The 15,328-nt window shown below is 63.5% G+C and carries 14 protein-coding genes and 1 pseudogene; 12 read left to right on the top strand and 3 right to left on the bottom strand.

Features of this window, described 5'->3' with window-relative positions; genetic code table 11:
• The first annotated feature begins 66 nt into the window (after window positions 1–66).
• The 7 genes and pseudogenes from A9K58_RS05325 to A9K58_RS19685 all read left to right on the top strand — a co-directional run bounded on the left by A9K58_RS05325 (window position 67) and on the right by A9K58_RS19685 (window position 6,882).
• Window positions 67–2,787, top strand: a complete 2,721-nt coding sequence (locus A9K58_RS05325) for a bifunctional acetate--CoA ligase family protein/GNAT family N-acetyltransferase (RefSeq protein WP_065198355.1) — start codon at window positions 67–69, stop codon at window positions 2,785–2,787.
• Between the two features lie 506 nt (window positions 2,788–3,293).
• Complete coding sequence (locus A9K58_RS19425) at window positions 3,294–3,449, top strand: hypothetical protein (RefSeq protein WP_155760437.1); 156 nt, start codon at window positions 3,294–3,296, stop codon at window positions 3,447–3,449.
• Window positions 3,450–3,500: 51 nt separating this feature from the next.
• Window positions 3,501–3,734 carry a hypothetical protein gene (locus A9K58_RS19420; RefSeq protein WP_155760436.1) on the top strand — a complete coding sequence of 78 codons (234 nt, stop codon included), beginning with the start codon at window positions 3,501–3,503 and terminating at the stop codon, window positions 3,732–3,734.
• 202 nt (window positions 3,735–3,936) lie between these two features.
• Window positions 3,937–4,743, top strand: a complete 807-nt coding sequence (locus A9K58_RS05320) for an IS5 family transposase (RefSeq protein ID WP_065198354.1) — start codon at window positions 3,937–3,939, stop codon at window positions 4,741–4,743.
• Between the two features lie 6 nt (window positions 4,744–4,749).
• A pseudogene (locus A9K58_RS18955) lies at window positions 4,750–5,064 on the top strand (transposase); the annotation flags it as partial.
• A gap of 311 nt (window positions 5,065–5,375) precedes the next feature.
• Complete coding sequence (locus A9K58_RS05310; RefSeq protein WP_065198352.1) at window positions 5,376–6,623, top strand: HlyD family secretion protein; 1,248 nt, start codon at window positions 5,376–5,378, stop codon at window positions 6,621–6,623.
• Between the two features lie 82 nt (window positions 6,624–6,705).
• Window positions 6,706–6,882, top strand: coding sequence for a hypothetical protein (locus tag A9K58_RS19685; RefSeq protein ID WP_196769158.1), 177 nt, complete (start codon window positions 6,706–6,708; stop codon window positions 6,880–6,882).
• Window positions 6,883–6,900: 18 nt separating this feature from the next.
• Here A9K58_RS19685 and A9K58_RS20170 read toward each other — a convergent pair whose 3' ends face one another.
• Window positions 6,901–7,092, bottom strand: coding sequence for a hypothetical protein (locus A9K58_RS20170; protein WP_407070821.1), 192 nt, complete (start codon window positions 7,090–7,092; stop codon window positions 6,901–6,903).
• A 429-nt stretch (window positions 7,093–7,521) separates the two neighbouring features.
• Between A9K58_RS20170 and A9K58_RS05300 the strand changes: the two genes are divergently transcribed.
• Together A9K58_RS05300 and A9K58_RS05295 are read left to right on the top strand one after the other, a co-directional pair.
• Window positions 7,522–9,648 (top strand): peptidase domain-containing ABC transporter, encoded by a 2,127-nt coding sequence (locus A9K58_RS05300; RefSeq protein ID WP_065198350.1) that lies wholly within the window; start codon window positions 7,522–7,524, stop codon window positions 9,646–9,648.
• 128 nt (window positions 9,649–9,776) lie between these two features.
• Entirely contained in the window at window positions 9,777–10,478 is a 702-nt protein-coding gene (locus A9K58_RS05295; RefSeq protein WP_065198349.1) for an alpha/beta fold hydrolase, read from the top strand.
• 165 nt (window positions 10,479–10,643) lie between these two features.
• On the opposite strand, the gene dkgB is transcribed toward A9K58_RS05295, so the two are convergent.
• Together dkgB and A9K58_RS05285 are read right to left on the bottom strand one after the other, a co-directional pair.
• Entirely contained in the window at window positions 10,644–11,453 is an 810-nt protein-coding gene (gene dkgB, locus A9K58_RS05290; protein ID WP_065198348.1) for a 2,5-didehydrogluconate reductase DkgB, read from the bottom strand.
• Between the two features lie 84 nt (window positions 11,454–11,537).
• A complete protein-coding gene (locus A9K58_RS05285) occupies window positions 11,538–12,752 on the bottom strand; it encodes an MFS transporter (protein ID WP_065198347.1) in 1,215 nt (404 codons plus the stop codon).
• Between the two features lie 105 nt (window positions 12,753–12,857).
• Here A9K58_RS05285 and A9K58_RS05280 point away from each other — a divergent pair, with 105 nt between their 5' ends.
• From A9K58_RS05280 to A9K58_RS05270, 3 genes are all read left to right on the top strand, one after another.
• Window positions 12,858–13,760: a LysR family transcriptional regulator gene (locus tag A9K58_RS05280; protein WP_065198346.1), complete on the top strand. Its 903-nt coding sequence runs from the start codon at window positions 12,858–12,860 to the stop codon at window positions 13,758–13,760.
• 125 nt (window positions 13,761–13,885) lie between these two features.
• Window positions 13,886–14,341: an Rrf2 family transcriptional regulator gene (locus A9K58_RS05275; RefSeq protein ID WP_065198345.1), complete on the top strand. Its 456-nt coding sequence runs from the start codon at window positions 13,886–13,888 to the stop codon at window positions 14,339–14,341.
• A complete protein-coding gene (locus tag A9K58_RS05270; RefSeq protein WP_065198344.1) occupies window positions 14,331–15,236 on the top strand; it encodes an NAD(P)/FAD-dependent oxidoreductase in 906 nt (301 codons plus the stop codon). The genes A9K58_RS05275 and A9K58_RS05270 overlap by 11 nt, the downstream gene beginning before the upstream one ends.
• Window positions 15,237–15,328: the final 92 nt, after the last annotated feature.

Here is a 15,328-nt window from a genome sequence, read left to right as displayed (position 1 = left end):
GGATTAAGTCGTTTGTGCACAAACGACTTAATCCCCTCCGTCCCCTTTTTTGGGTACCGTAGGCGCATGAGTACCTATCACCTGCAGTCTGTGTTCCGCCCGCAGTCGGTTGCGGTGATCGGCGGCAGCCCGCGTGAACGCTCGGCCGGCCGCGCAGTGATGCGCAACCTGCGGGGCACCGGCTTCCCCGGCAAGGTGGCGTGGATCAACCCGCGGCACGCCGAGATCGACGGCATCCGCACGGTCAAGCGGCTGAAGGACCTGGACTGGGTGCCGGACCTGGTGGTGATTACCGCCCCCGCGGCGATCCTGCCGCAGGTCGTGCGCACGGCCGCCGAGCGCGGCGTGCAGGCGGCCATCATCCTGACCGCGCACCTGGGCGAAGGCCCAGGCTCGTTGTCGGCGCAGGTAGAGGCGGTAGCGCGCAAGCATGGACTGCGCATCCTCGGCCCGCATTGCCTGGGCGTGATCGCACCGCATGCACGGCTCAACGCCAGCATCGCCGCGCACTTCCCGCAGGCCGGCGACCTCGCGCTGGTCTCCGAATCCTCGGCCATTGCCGCCGCGCTGGTGGAGTGGGGCGTGGCGCGCTCGGTGGGTTTCTCCGCAGTGGTTTCGCTGGGCGACGCGATGGACGTCGACTTCGGCGACCTGCTCGACTACTTCGCTACGGACTACCGCACCCGCGCCATCCTGCTCTACGTCGAGCAGATCAAGGACGCGCGCAAGTTCATGTCGGCCGCCCGTGCCGCCGCCCGTGCCAAGCCGGTGGTGGTGGTGAAGTCCGGTCGCGCCGAGCGCGTGCAGCCGGGCAGCCGCGATACCCATGTGCAGGCCCTGGCCCGTGCCGACGATGTGTACGGTGCGGCGTTCAACCGAGCAGGCCTGCTGCGCGTGGGCGCGCTGGACGAACTGTTCACCGCCGCCGAAACGCTCGGTCGGCTGGGCACGTTCCCCGGCCGTCGCCTGGCCATCCTCAGCAACGGCGGTGGCGTTGGCCGTCTCGCCGTGGACCAGCTCATCGCCTTGCGTGGCACGCTGGCCAACCTGTCCGACAGCACGATCGAGAAGCTCGACGCGGTGCTGCCGCAGGGCTGGTCGCGCGGCAATCCGGTGGACATCGTGGTCGATGCCGACGGTGACCGTTATGCCGCCGCCATCGAGGCGCTGCTGGCCGACAACGAGAACGACGCGGTGATGGTGGTCAATGTGCCGACCGCGTTCACCTCGTCGGCCGATGCAGCGCAGGCACTTACCCGCACGCTCGGCCTGCGTCCGCGCCATCATCGCGACAAGCCGGTGTTTGCGGTGTGGCTGGGCAACGATGACCAGGCCACCGCCACGCTCAACGCGGCACGGGTGCCGACCTATCCGACCGAGGCCGAGGCCGTGCGTGGCTTCCAGCATCTGGTGCGTTACCGCGAGGCGCAGAACGCGTTGATGGAAACGCCGCCCAGCCTGCCGCAGGACTTCAACGTCGATGCGGCAGCCGCGCGCACGCTGGTCGATGCCGCACTGGCCAACGGCCAGCAGTGGCTGGACCCGCTGGCCACGCATGAACTGCTCAAGGCCTATGGCATTCCGTCGGCACCGGTCATGCACGCGCGCGATGCCCACGAGGCGATGGACCTGGCGCAGCCCCTGCTGGAACGGGGGGCCACGGTCGCGCTGAAGATTCTTTCGCCGGATATTCCGCACAAGTCGGAAGTGGATGGGGTACGCCTCAGCCTGTCCACGCTGCCGGCGGTACAGAGCGCGGCCAACGCGATCCTGTCGCGCGCGCGCCAGCTGCGGCCGGATGCGCGCATCGACGGCCTGCTGGTACAGCCGACCATCGTCCGCCCGAAGGCGCGCGAACTGATCGTCGGCATCGCCGATGACGCGACCTTCGGCCCCGTGATCGTGGTCGGTCGTGGCGGCACCGCCGTCGAAGTGATCAATGACAAGGCGCTGGCATTGCCGCCGCTGGACCTGCGCCTGGCCCACGAGCTGATCGGCCAGACCCGCGCCTCGCGCATCCTCAAGGCCTACGGCGATGTGCCTGCCGCCGACGAGCGCGCGCTGGCGCTGGGGCTGGTCAAGCTGGCGCAGCTGGCCGCTGACATTCCCGAAGTGCGCACGCTGGACATCAATCCGTTGCTGGTCGACGGCAAGGGCATCCTCGCCCTCGACGCACGCGTGGCGGTGGCGCCGTCGCGCATCCTGCACAAGGGCCGCGGCCATCCGCGCTTCTCGGTGTTCCCCTATCCGAAGGAGTGGGAGCGCACCATTGAACTGTCCGATGGCGGGCGCGCTTTCGTGCGTCCGGTGCGGCCGGAAGACGATGCGCTGTTCCGTGCGTTCTTCGCCCGCGTCAGCGACGAGGACCTGCGCCTGCGCTTCTTCCAGTCGGTGAAGCACTTCAGCCACGAGTTCATCGCGCGCCTGACCCAGCTCGACTACGCACGCTCGATCGCGCTGGTGGCGATCGAACCACGCAGCGGCGAAATGCTCGGTGCGGTGCGCCTGCACGCCGACGCCGATTACCATCGTGGCGAGTACGGCATCCTGATCCGCTCGGACCTGAAGGGGCACGGCATCGGCTGGCGCCTGATGGCGATCATGATCGAATACGCCAAGTGGCTGGGCCTGGACGTGGTCGAAGGCCAGGTACTGCGCGAGAACAGCACCATGCTGGCGATGTGCCAGAGCCTGGGCTTCAAGACCAGGCTGGACCCGGACGACCCGACCGTGATGGTGGTGACGCTGCCGGTGCAGCAGGTCGAGGTGCCGCAAACTCCGATGTAGAACCGAGGCTACGCTCGGCTGTTCCAGAGGCAGCCGAGCATGGGCTTGTATGTTCCTTGTATGTTCCTCCCAGCGCCTACGCGGTATGTAGGAGCCGGGGTGGAGGGACTGACGAGCATGGATCTGCGGATATGGGCCGACAGACGAGCCGAGCGATCTCCATCCCGCATTCGCAGGGAGTTGTTCAGAACACCCCCAACATCAGGTATTCATTACGAGTCTTGGGGTGAAGTCGAATTCTCAGTTGGATAGAACAAAGACGATGGCTACATTGGTGTCGCAAATGCCTATTTGATCGCTGTGGAAAGTCACGCTACGGTTTAGTACGCGCTAGGGTGATACGCCCGCCAACAGCGCTCGGAGACGGGATGTCGGATTCGTCGCTTAGACACCCAGTCTTGGATGCAAAGCGAAGCAGCTGGTTGGGGGGGCATTATGCTCTCCCAATCCCAGGGGCTTTTGGCGTTCCCTCTGCTTGCCGCACTCTCGGTGCTGACTGTCGCTAATTGACCATTCTTGAAGTTGAGAGCGTCGACGGTGCAGCTGTGCCGGTCGTCGTTGGGATTGGAACTGCGTTTGGTAAAGGTTTTGTCGCTGGTGTTGCTATTGCTATTGCTGGTGCTGGTTATGCGGGCGATCAGCTCGATCGGATGGCTTGGTAAATAATTGGCCGGATCGCAGTGATTTCGCCCTGCGATCCCTTGAGGGTTGATGTGAAGATTACTGATGGATTTGATGGGCGACATGGCAAGTTCTATTTTATTTCCCTGGTAGCAATGGCGTCTGCCTCAGCGCTGATGCTGGTGGCAGCGCTGAGGGGTGCTGAGCCTTTGCAGGTTCCTCAGGTGGTCGGGGTTTTCGTTGCCGCTTTCTCGCTGCTGTGTTCGACGGCAAGTTACCTATTAATAAAGAAAGTTAAGTGCTCGTTCCTGCTGCTTGGGGTTTAGGCTGTTGTATTTTCTGCAGCTCTATGGTCGTTTGGTGCGCCTTTGTCTTTCGTGCTGCTTTTGGGGCTTCCAGCTCTGCTTTTGTCTTTCATTTCAGTTATTTTTCGGGATAAGGTCGATGTCCAGGTCGAGAGGGATGACTAGCGTTCTGTATCTATAGAGCGTGTTATGGACTCTGCATCGATCCCGCTACCGTAGCGGGATGACAGCACGGCGCCCGTACCCGGCAGACGTTACCGATGAAGAGTGGGCATTCGCTGCCCCCTACCTGATGCTGATGGATCCTGATGCGCGGCAGCGCAAGTACGACCTGCGGCAGATGTTCAATGCATTGCGATGGATGGCACGTGCAGGTGCTCCTTGGCGCTTGATGCCACATGAATTCCCGCCTTGGGAGGCGGTCTATCAGCAGACCCAACGGTGGCTGCAGGCTGGGTGTTTTGAAGCCATGGTCAACGATCTGCGCTCTGTGCTGCGCACTGCTCAGGGCAAACAGGGACAACCCAGTGCGGTCATTCTGGATGGCCGGACGTTGCAGTCAACCTGCGAAAGCGGCCCGCGAGCCGGATATGACGGATACAAGCGCAAGAAAGGCAGCAAGGTGCATATGGCCGTGGATACACTGGGTCACCTTCTGGCGGTACAGGTCACGCCTGCCAACGAGCAGGAGCGCGCACAGGTTCGTGCGCTTGCCCAGGAGGTCCAGGACGTGACTGGCGAGACGGTAAAACTGGCGTACGTGGATCAGGGGTATACAGGCAAGGATCCAGCCGAAGCCGCCAGAGAGGAAGGTATTGAGCTCCATGTTGTGAAGCTACCCGAAGCAAAGAAGGGCTTCGTATTGCTGCCGCGCCGCTGGGTGGTCGAGCGCAGCTTCGGCTGGCTCAACCGTTTCAGGCGTCTAGCCCGTGATTACGAGCGATTGCCGGAAACCTTGGCAGGGCTGCACTTTGTTGTCTTCAGCATCCTGATGTTGGGCAACGCGGCAACGCTACTTCAAAGTTCATAACACGCTCTAAGCAAATACAGCGACGTGCGCCAAGTGGTTGCCCACGCAGGCTTGAATCCGGCCCAGCGTCAATCAGGAAACTACGAAGGCAAATGCCGGATATCACGCGTTTGCGACGCCAATTTCCGCAAAAAGCTGTACATGCCGGCGTTGACCGGGAAGACCTACAACCCCAGGCTGAAGTCCTTTGCAGACCGGCCCAGCGCGAAAGGGAAGCCCTTCAAGGTCGTGATGTGTGCGGTGATGCGCAAGCTCATCCATCTGGTTTGGGGCGTACTGAGAAGTGGCCGACCGTTTGAGCCTGACGCCGCCCTTGCCTAGGCGAGGGCGAGACGGTATCTACAACGTCGCCCGGTCATCATGCTGGGTGGTGGCGTAACGCGTGCCGATCAGAGCGTTGACGCCGGTTGTTCTGATGGCTGAACGCGGACTACGACGACGGCGTATGCCATCCTGGACGGCGCGCGGATGGCCCCTGCGCGTCGGTGCGCTGAGTAGTTGGTGCATCTCTCAGATAATGATGAATGAATCATGGTCACTGCATGAGAGGAGAGCTGACGCATCTCGCTCTTTAACTCTGCGAAGAGGCCTCGCTATCATCCAATCAACGCGGGCAAAATTACTTTCGAAGAGTGTCTTCAGATCTGTTTCGCAGAGAAGTTCTGCAAGGAAAGCGCGCTGGTTGGTTGGGATCGATTTCCATCACGCAACCGATCAGGCTCTGGGTTCTTGCCATCGTAGCTTCTTCCACCGCACTAGTAGTAGTGCTGCTGCTTACATTTGGCACCTATACCCACCGTTCGCACGTGGGTGGACAGCTTGTGCCAGTCAATGGAATCGCGCAGGTCATGGCGCCAGCCAATGGGTTCATGTCGGAAGTCAGAAGTGCCGAAGGTGAGCACGTCGAAGCGGGTGAGGTAGTTGCGGTCCTGAGTGTTCCGCGAGCCACCACCACTGATGGAGATACGCTGGCCGCGATGGAATCCCGCTTCGAGCGCAGGACGTCCAGCCTTGAGGCGGTACAGACTGCCAAGAGGATGCGGCTAGGCGCACAGCAGGAGGGATTGCGTAGCCAGCTTTCCAACGCGCAGCGGGAGTTGGCGCAGATCGACGCGGAAGTGCTGACGAGGAAGGATCAGATCAGGATTGCACAGGAAACGCTGAAACGCCTCCGGCTCCTTGAGGACGATCGTTACGTTAGCATCCTCCAGATCAAGCAGCAGGAATCCGCGGCGCTCACGCAGAAGGGCGAGATGCAGGCATTGCAGCGGCAGGCGATCGCCACGCACAGAATGATCGAGCAGATCACGCAGGCGCTCAATGAACTGCCTGGAGAAAATGAGGCTGCGGAGGCGACATTCCAGCAGGAACTTGCATTGCTTGAGCAGGAACGTGTGGAGAATACCGCGCGTGGGCGGCTGGCCATTGTCGCCCCGGTGTCTGGAGTTGTAGCCACCCAGCAGATCAAGGCCGGCCAAGCCGTGCAGAGCGGCCAGCCGATCATGAGCATACTGCCTGGGGATGGCCGTTTGGAGGCGGAACTGCTGGTTCCCAGCCGCGCAGTTGGCTTCATAGAGCCCGACGACAAGGTCCTGCTCAGATACCAGGCATATCCTTACCAGAAGTTTGGACATCATGAAGGGCGGGTTTCGCGGATCAGTCGAAGCACACTGGGTGCCTCGCAGAATGGCGGCGCGACAGAGCCGATGTACCGAATCACCGTCGCTCTCGCAGCGCAAACCGTAAGCGCATACGGCAAGCCCGAGACGCTTAAACCCGGAATGCTGGTGGATGCGGATGTTCTGGGTGAGACGAGATCGTTTTTTGAGTGGGTCCTTGAGCCGATCTACTCAATCAAGGGAACTGTGTTCGGACAATGACTGCAGCATTGGATGAGACAGCGTGTCGCTGGCTGAGCCAGCCCATGCACACTGGACGTGTGCCAATTTCAGGAGATCGATTGTGCGTGAACTGACCATGGATGAAGTTATCGAAGTCGAGGGTGAAGGTGCGATGGGCGCCTTTCTCAACGGTGCCGGTGCAGGTGGTTTTGCCGGTGCACTCGTCGGCGGCCCGGCCGGGTCCGCTGCCGGTGCGCTCATCGGCGGTGGAATTTCCGTTGCGCTTTACCTGATGTAAGTACATCTTCTCTGAAACTCAAACAATCGTATTCAAATAGGGGGAATCATCATGCGTGAACTCAACAATGCCGAAGTTGCCAATGTCGATGGCGCGGGTGAAGGCGCTTCGAACGGCTTTGCCGGTGGCGTGGTTGCCGGTGCTGCAATCGGGTTCTTGGTGGGCGGCCCGGTGGGCGCGTTCGCCGGCGCCGTCAGTGGTGGCGTTCACGGTGCGATCGTGGGTCACTACCTGATGTGATGGGTGTCGCGCAGGGGTGCTCGCGCGCCCCTGCGCGATCTGTTTGGAGCCATTGGTTTCGGAAAATGCTGGCACGAGGAGAGCGGATCATGAAGTTTCCGGGTATCGACGAAAAGACATTCGCCATCTGTGTGTGCTCCCTGGCCGTGGTCGCGGCATCTTCAGACCGCTGGATTTGGCCACTTCTGTGCGTTGGTGCGGTGGTGGTTGCCATCGCCAGATTCGCGGATGCAAGGCGCAAGCGGATTCAGAGAGAACACACATCGAATTGAACCGCTGTGCGGGGGTGCATTCACGCCGCCCAGTTCATGCGGCGTGCTCAGTAAAGGCTATCGGCACCGATGATCGTGCCAAGGACTTCTGTTTCAAATTGACTGGGATCTTGGGCTTGTCATCGGAATGAAAGCGATACTTCAGTCGGAGGCAACGGAGTGTGGGCTGGCGTCGATCGCGATGATCGCCGATTTCCACGGAAAGAGGATCGGCTTGAGCGAGATCCGCCGACGCTATCCGTTGTCGCTCAAGGGTGCCAAGTTGGGCCAGCTCATCCACATTGGCCAGCAACTGGGGTTGTCTTCGCGGCCCTTGCGGCTTGAGATGGAGCATCTTTCCCAGCTCAAACTGCCTTGTATCCTGCATTGGGATCTGAACCACTACGTGGTGCTGGCAAAGGTTGGCCGCAGCAATGTAAGGATTCTTGACCCCGCCATCGGGGAGCGGGTGCTTCCGATGGAGGAAGTGTCCGAGCATTTCACAGGCGTGGCACTTGAGCTGGCCCCCACGGCGGAGTTCCAGAAGGAGGCCAGACCAGCTTCGATCTCGCTGCGGCAGCTGACGGGAGAGATCAACGGCCTGTGGCCCTCATTGGCGCTGGTCCTGCTTCTCTCGCTCGCGCTCCAGGTCTTCGTAGTCCTTGCGCCGTTCTTTACCCAGTGGGTGGTTGATCAGGCACTGGTCTCGGCAGATCGGGATCTGCTTACGGTACTGGGAATAAGCTTCGGGCTTGCAATGCTGTTGCAGGTGGCCATCGGACTGTTGCGCGGTTGTTCTGTCATCTATCTCTCCTCCACTCTGGGCTTGAGATGGATGGGGAATGTTATCGGGCATCTGCTGCGATTGCCGTTGGACTTCTTCGAGAAGCGACATCTGGGCGATATCACCTCTCGGGTCTCGTCGGTGCAATCCATCCAGAAGACGTTGACGACCAGTTTCGTCGAAGCGCTCATCGATGGCCTGATGGCGATCGTCACGCTAGGAGTCATGGTTCTCTACAGCTGGAAGCTGGCGTTGGTGACGCTGGCGGCGGTGGTGCTGTACACCTTGGTCCGCGCCACCGCGTACGCGCCAGTTCGCAATCGTACCGAGCGCCAGCTCGTTGCCAGTGCAAAGCAGCAATCGCATCTGCTCGAGTCGATCCGCGGCATGCAGAGCATCAAGGTCGCCGGCCAGGAGTCGATGCGGACGGCAACCTACGAGAACCTGATGGTCAGTACGGTCAATGAGGAAGTCAGGCTTTCGAAGCTGAGGCTCGGGTTTACCAGTACCAGTCAGTTGATCTTCGGCATCGAGAGAATTGCTGTTATCTGGATTGGTGCAATGCTGGCCATGAACAATGTGTTCTCGGTCGGCATGCTGGTGGCCTATCTTGCGTACAAGGATCAGTTCGCGCTGCGAATGGCGGGACTGATCGACAAGGCTGTCGAGTTCAGGATGCTTAGGCTGCATGGGGAGCGATTGGCTGATGTCGTTCTCAGTGCACCTGACCAGGATTTCGATCGAATCGAGACGGTGGTACCGATCGCGTTCTCCATTGAGGTCAAGGATCTTTCCTTCCGTTATGCCGAAGGCGAACCCTGGATCATCCGCAATTGTTCCTTCCGCGTAGAACAAGGTGAAGCGGTGGCCATCGTGGGCGCATCCGGCTGTGGCAAGTCGACCCTGATGAAACTACTGCTCGGATTGCTCAAGCCCAGTGAAGGAAGCGTAAGCATCGGCGGCGTGGATATCCAGCAGCACGGTCCACGCGGCACTCGCTCCATGGTGGGAGCAGTCATGCAAGATGACCAGTTGTTTGCAGGAAGCATTGCCGACAACATCAGCGGCTTCGACAGTAGCTTCGATGAACAGCGCATTGAGGAAGCTGCTCGAATGGCCGCGGTGCATGATGACATCGCGGGGATGGCGATGGGTTACCACGGTCTTATCGGCGACATGGGCAACTCGCTCTCAGGCGGTCAGAAGCAGCGAGTGATTCTGGCCCGCGCCCTCTATCGCCGGCCACGGATTCTGTTTCTAGATGAGGCCACCAGCCATCTTGATGTCATGCGCGAGCGCTTGGTCAACGAAGCCGTGCAGCGTATGGAGCTGACCAAGGTGATCGTGGCCCATAGGCCGGAGACCATAAACAGCACCGACCGCGTGCTCGTGATGGAGCAGGGGCGGATCGTCCAGGAGGTGCGGCCCCAGCGTGGGGCGTCGACGGCGCCTGCTTCCGACGCCGAGGAATGCGTCGCGGCATCGGTCTGACTGGCGTCCCACAGGGTATCCAGAAGCGGGCGCGGGTCCGGCGCGCCTGGCTCATCCGGCGGCACGTCGCCGCGCTTGGCGCGGTCGCTGGCATGGCGCCGCCACCGCACCGGCGCGACAATACGCCCATGACCGACCGCATCCCCCTGCTCCTGCTGCCCGGCCTGCTCAACGACGCCGAGCTGTGGCGCGCGCAGCTGGCCGACCTGGCCGATATCGCCGACTGCACCGTGGGCGACCAGACCCGTGGCGAAACTCTGCAGGCGGTGGCCGATGACGTGCTGGCGCAGGCACCGGAGCGCTTTGCGCTGGCCGGATTCTCGCTCGGCGGCTTCGTCGCCCAGCAGATCCTGCGCATCGCTCCAGAACGGGTATTGCAGCTGGCGCTGATCGATACCTCGATCCATGCCGATTCACCCGAGCGGGCCGAGCAGCGCCGCAGCCAGCGCGCCAGCGTGCGCCTGCCCGGAAAGTTCCATGGTTTCGGTGACGTGCTGATGCGCAGCTACATCGATGCTTCGCGGCTGGACGACTACGTGCTGGTGCAGCGCGTGCGCGACATGACTGCCCGCCTGGGCGCAGGCGTCTTCCTGCGCCAGAGCGCGCTGGAGCGTCGCGACGGTCATGATGTGTTGGCGGGTTACCGCGATCCGCTGCTGATCGTCTGCGGCGCCAACGATCGCATCACCCCGCTGGCGGTAAGCGAGGAAATGCATGCGATGGTGCCGCATTCGCAGCTGGTGGTGGTGCCCGATTGTGGGCACCTGGCACCGATGGAGAAGCCGGACGAGGTCAGTGCGGCGATGCGTGGGTGGTTGTTGCAGGCGTAGCCGAAAACCGCGTCTGGTGGGTGCGGACCTTGGTCCGCAGGGTGCTTCAATGATCGATCAGAGGTCAGTGCCGACCAAGGTCGGCATCTGCCTGTAGAGCCGAGCCGTGCTCGGCTCCAGCGAGGCAGCAGCCGAGCAGGGGTTCGGCTCTACAACAACATCGCCTCAATCCCAGGCCGGCGCAATACCTTCCGGGTTCGCCAGGCGATGGCCGCGGTCGAGCTTGGCGATCTGCGCCATGTCTTCGCCGGTCAGGCGGATGGCGGCCGCTTCCAGATTGCTCGACAGGTTCTCGCGCCGGGTCGACGAGGGAATGACGGAGTAGCCCTGCTGCAGCGCCCACGCCAACGCGATCTGCGCCGGGGTCGCCTGGTGGCGGCCGGCGATGGCCTGGATCACCGGATCCTTCAGTACTTCACCATAGGCCAGGCTCATGTAGGCAGTGATGTGGATGCCCTTGTCCTGCAGGAACTTCACCAGCAGGCGGTTCTGCAGATAGGGATGGATTTCGATCTGGTTGGTGGCGATGGCGTCGGCGCCCAGGATCTCGATCGCCTTGCGGGTCTGCGCGATGGTGAAGTTGGAGATGCCGATCTCCCTGGCCAGGCCCTGGGCCTTGGCCTCGGCCAGCGCCGGCAGGTATTCCTCCATCGGCACGTCAACCTTGTCATTCGGCGACGGCCAGTGGATCAGTGCCAGGTCGACGCGGTCGGTGCGCAGCTTTTCAAGGCTGGTGCGCAGGCTGGCCAGCAGCGCGTCGCGCTTGAACTCGGTGATCCAGACCTTGGTGGTCAGGTAGATCTCATCGCGTGGCACGCCCGAATCGGCGATGGCCTGGCCGACCTCGGCTTCGTTGCCGTAGATCTGCGCAGTGTCGATGGCGCGGTAGCCGACCTCCAGCGCGTTGCGCACCGAGTCGATCACGGTCTGGTCTTGCAGGCGGAAGGTGCCGAGACCGAAGGCGGGGACAGTCATGGGAAGCTCCAGGGGGGAGGGGGAAAGATGGGGAAAGGGTAGGGCAGGCACCGTATGCGTGCCGGCAACGGTGCATTGCATGGATCAATGGGTGGCTGCGGTGATCCCGTCGGCACGCGCGTCGATGCCGTCGCGGCGATCGAGGCGGCCGCTGAGTGCGGTCAGCGCGTACGCGCCCGCCACCACCAGCGCGCCCAGCCACGGCGTGTGCATCAGGCCGATGTGCTCCACCACCAGCCCACCGAGCGAGGCGCCCAGCGCAATGCCGATGTTGAACGCCGCGATGTTCAGGCCCGAGGCCACGTCCGCGGCCTGCGGGGCGTAACGCTGCGCCTGCTTGACCACGTATACCTGCAGGCCAGGCACGTTGCCGAATGCCACCGCACCCAGCGCCAGCACGGTCAGCAGCATCAGCCAGGGGTTGCTGGCGGTGAAGGTGAGCGCGAACAGCACGAGGGCAAGCAGGGCGAAGATGCGCTTCAGTGCGGGCACCGGGCCCATGCGGTCGGCCAGTCGGCCGCCCCACAGGTTGCCGATCGCGACCGAGACGCCGTACACCAGCAGCACCAGGCTGACCGCATTGGCGGAGAAACCGGTGACGTCCTGCAGGATCGGTGCCAGGTAGGTAAAGGCGAGGAAGGTGCCGCCGTAGCCCAGCGCGGTCATCGCGTAGACCAGCAGCAGCCGCGGCTGGCCCAGTACGGCCAGCTGCTGGCGGAAGCTGGCTGGCGCGCTCTGCGGCAGCTTGCGCGGCACGGCCAGCAGCGCACCGAGCAGGGCGATCACGCCGAGGCCGGCCACTGCCAGGAAGGTGGCGCGCCAGCCCAGATGCTGCCCGATGAAGGTGCCCAGCGGCACGCCCGTCACCAGCGCGACGGTCAGGCCAGTGAACATGATGGCGATCGCGCTGGCCGCCTTTTCCTTCGGCACTACTGCAGTGGCGATGATCGAGCCGATGGAGAAGAACACGCCGTGGGCGAGGCCGGTGAGGATGCGGGCGATGATCAGTGAGGTGTAACCCGGTGCGAGGAAGGCGATGACGTTGCCGAGGGTGAACAACACCATCAGCGCTACCAGCAGGGTCTTGCGCGGAACGCGGCCGGTCAGCGCGGTCAGCACCGGAGCGCCGACCGCCACGCCCAGCGCGTACAGCGATACCAGCAGGCCGGCCGAGGGCAGGCTGACCTGCAGGTCGGCGGCGATGGTGGGGATCAGGCCGACAATGACGAATTCGGTGGTGCCGATAGCGAAGGCGCCAAGGGTCAGCGCAAGCAGAGCAAGGGGGATGCCACGGGTCATGGCGGGCTCCAGAGGACAGGAAGGGGCGCAGTGTGCGCGGCACACCTTTGCCGAAAAACCGGTCTTCACGCCAATCACTCTTGCCGTGTGGTCAATAATGGCCCGATGAAAACCACCCTCGACGAAATGCAGGCCTTCCTGGCCGTGATCGACAGCGGTTCGATCAGCGCCGCTGCCGAGCAGCTGGGGCAGACGCCGTCAGGTGTCAGCCGCGCGCTGGGGCGGCTGGAGGACAAGCTGGGCACGACGCTGTTGACCCGCACCACCCGCCGCCTGCATCTGACCGCCGAGGGCGAGGCCTTCGTGCACCATGCGCGGGGAATCATCGACGCGGTGGAGTCGGCCGAGGAGCAGATGACGGCCCGCCGTGGGCGCCCGGCCGGGCGCCTGCGCGTGGATGCGGCGATGCCGTTCGTGCTGCACGTGATTGCACCGCTGGTAGCAGGCTATCGCGCGCGCTACCCGGAGGTACAGCTGGAACTGAACTCCTCCGAGCGCTACATCGACCTGCTCGAACGGCGCACCGACCTGGCGATCCGCATCGGGCCACTGGCCGATTCCACCCTGCACGCGCGTTCGCTGGGCCGCTGCCGGCTGCAACTGGTGGCCAGCCCGGGCTACCTGGCAGCGCACGGCGAGCCCGCCAGCGTAGCGGCACTGGCCCAGCACACACTGTTGGGTTTCAACGAGCCGGAGGCGTTGAACCGCTGGCCGTTGCCGGGTGGCGCCGATGGCCAGCTGCAGGTACGGCCGGATATCGCGGTGTCCAGCGGTGAAACGTTGCGCCGGCTGGCGGTGGAAGGCGTGGGCATCACCTGCCTGTCCGACTTCGTCACCGACCGCGACCGTGCCGCCGGTACGCTCGTGCCGGTGCTGGCCGCGCAGACGCTGGATGTGTACCAGCCGATCCATGCGGTTTACTACCGCAACACCGCCGTGTCGGCGCGGATCAGCTCGTTCCTGGATTACCTGGGGGAAGCGATGGCACGCAGCGACTATCTGCGCTGAGGCCGCTGCGCCCGCCGGGCAGGGCCCGGCAGTGCCGCCGGCATCCGCCGGTTCATCTGACACAGGTATCCAGGTCGGGGGGGCCGGCGCTCGACAATGCAAATAAATGTAACTACATTTGTTACATGAAATCCGCGAACCCGCTTTCCGACGCACTGCACGTGATGGCCCACCTGGTCGGCCAGGTGCAACCGCGCACCTCCGAGCAGCTGGCGGCTTGCCTGCCCACCCACCCGGTGGTGATCCGCCGGATCCTGGCGCAGCTGCAGAAGGCCGGCCTGGTGCGCAGCGCACGCGGGCATGGCGGCGGCAGCCAGCTGGCTCGTGACGCTGCTGCGATCACCCTGCACGACATCTATTTGGCGGTGGGAGCCCCTCCACTGGTACAGGTCGGCGCCCGTGCGTCCGCCGGCGGCTGCCCGATCCAGCAACTGGTCGACAACGCCCTGCTTGACGGGGCGCGGCAAGCACAGCGCCTGCTCGAACAGCGCCTGCAGACGGTCACGCTGGACCGGCTCGGCGCCGACTTCGCCCGCCATCTCGCTCATCACCGTTCCCTGGAAGGTCACCATGAATCCTGATGTGCTCATCGTCGGCGGCAGCTACGCCGGCATCGCCGCTGGCCTGATCCTGGCCCGTGCCCGTCGCCCGGTCACCGTCATCGACGCCGGTTCGCCGCGCAACCGCTTCGCCAGCCATTCGCACGGCGTGCCGGGGCTGGATGGCATCAGCGGCGCAGAGCTGCTGAAGACCGCGCGCCAGCAACTGCTGGATTACCCCAGCGTGCGCTGGGTGCATGCCGAGGCGGTGCAGGCCACCGCCAGTGCCAGCGGCGTGGAAGTACGTACTGCCGATGGCCAGGTGCTGGCCGCGCGCAAGCTGCTGCTGGCCAGCGGCATCGCCGACCAGTTGCCGGCGCTGCCGGGCCTGGCCGAGCGCTGGGGCAGTACCGTGCTGCACTGCCCCTACTGCCATGGTTACGAGGTGGGGGGCGGTGCCATCGGCCTGCTCGGAGGCCACCCGATGTCCGCCAGCAAGGCGCCGCTGTTCGCCGACTGGGGCAACGTCACCTTCTTCAGCCAGGGACTGCCGATCGCCGACGATGAGCGGGCCGCGATGCAGCAGCGTAGCGTGGCGATCGAAACATCGCCGGTGGTGGCCGTGCAGGGTGACCAGCCCACCTGGCTGGAAGTGGAGCTGGCCGACGGTCGCCGCATCGCCCAGCGTGCGCTGTTCGTGCCGGCCACCCAGGCGATGGCCACACCGCTGGTGCAGCAACTCGGCTGCGCGCTGGCCGAGAGCCCGCTGGGCGTGCTGATCGAGGTCGACATGATGAAGCAGACCTCGGTGCCGCACGTGTATGCCGCAGGCGACGCGACGACGGTCGGCAACATCACCCTGGCCATGGCCGAAGGCGTGCGTGCGGGCATCGGCGTGCACCACGCGCTGGTGGCCGAAGACAGCGTGCCGCGCTGAATGTGCCGGGGTCAGATCCCTTTCGCAGAAAGCGATCTGACCCCCGACGCGACGTGCTGCTCTGGTAGAGGCCGGCCTTGGCCGGCACCGCT

It is taken from the genome of Stenotrophomonas maltophilia (assembly GCF_001676385.1).
Taxonomy (GTDB): Bacteria; Pseudomonadota; Gammaproteobacteria; order Xanthomonadales; family Xanthomonadaceae; genus Stenotrophomonas; species Stenotrophomonas maltophilia_J.
The sequence above is the reverse complement of the archived record's forward strand: the minus strand, read 5'-3'. Positions and strand labels throughout refer to the sequence as shown.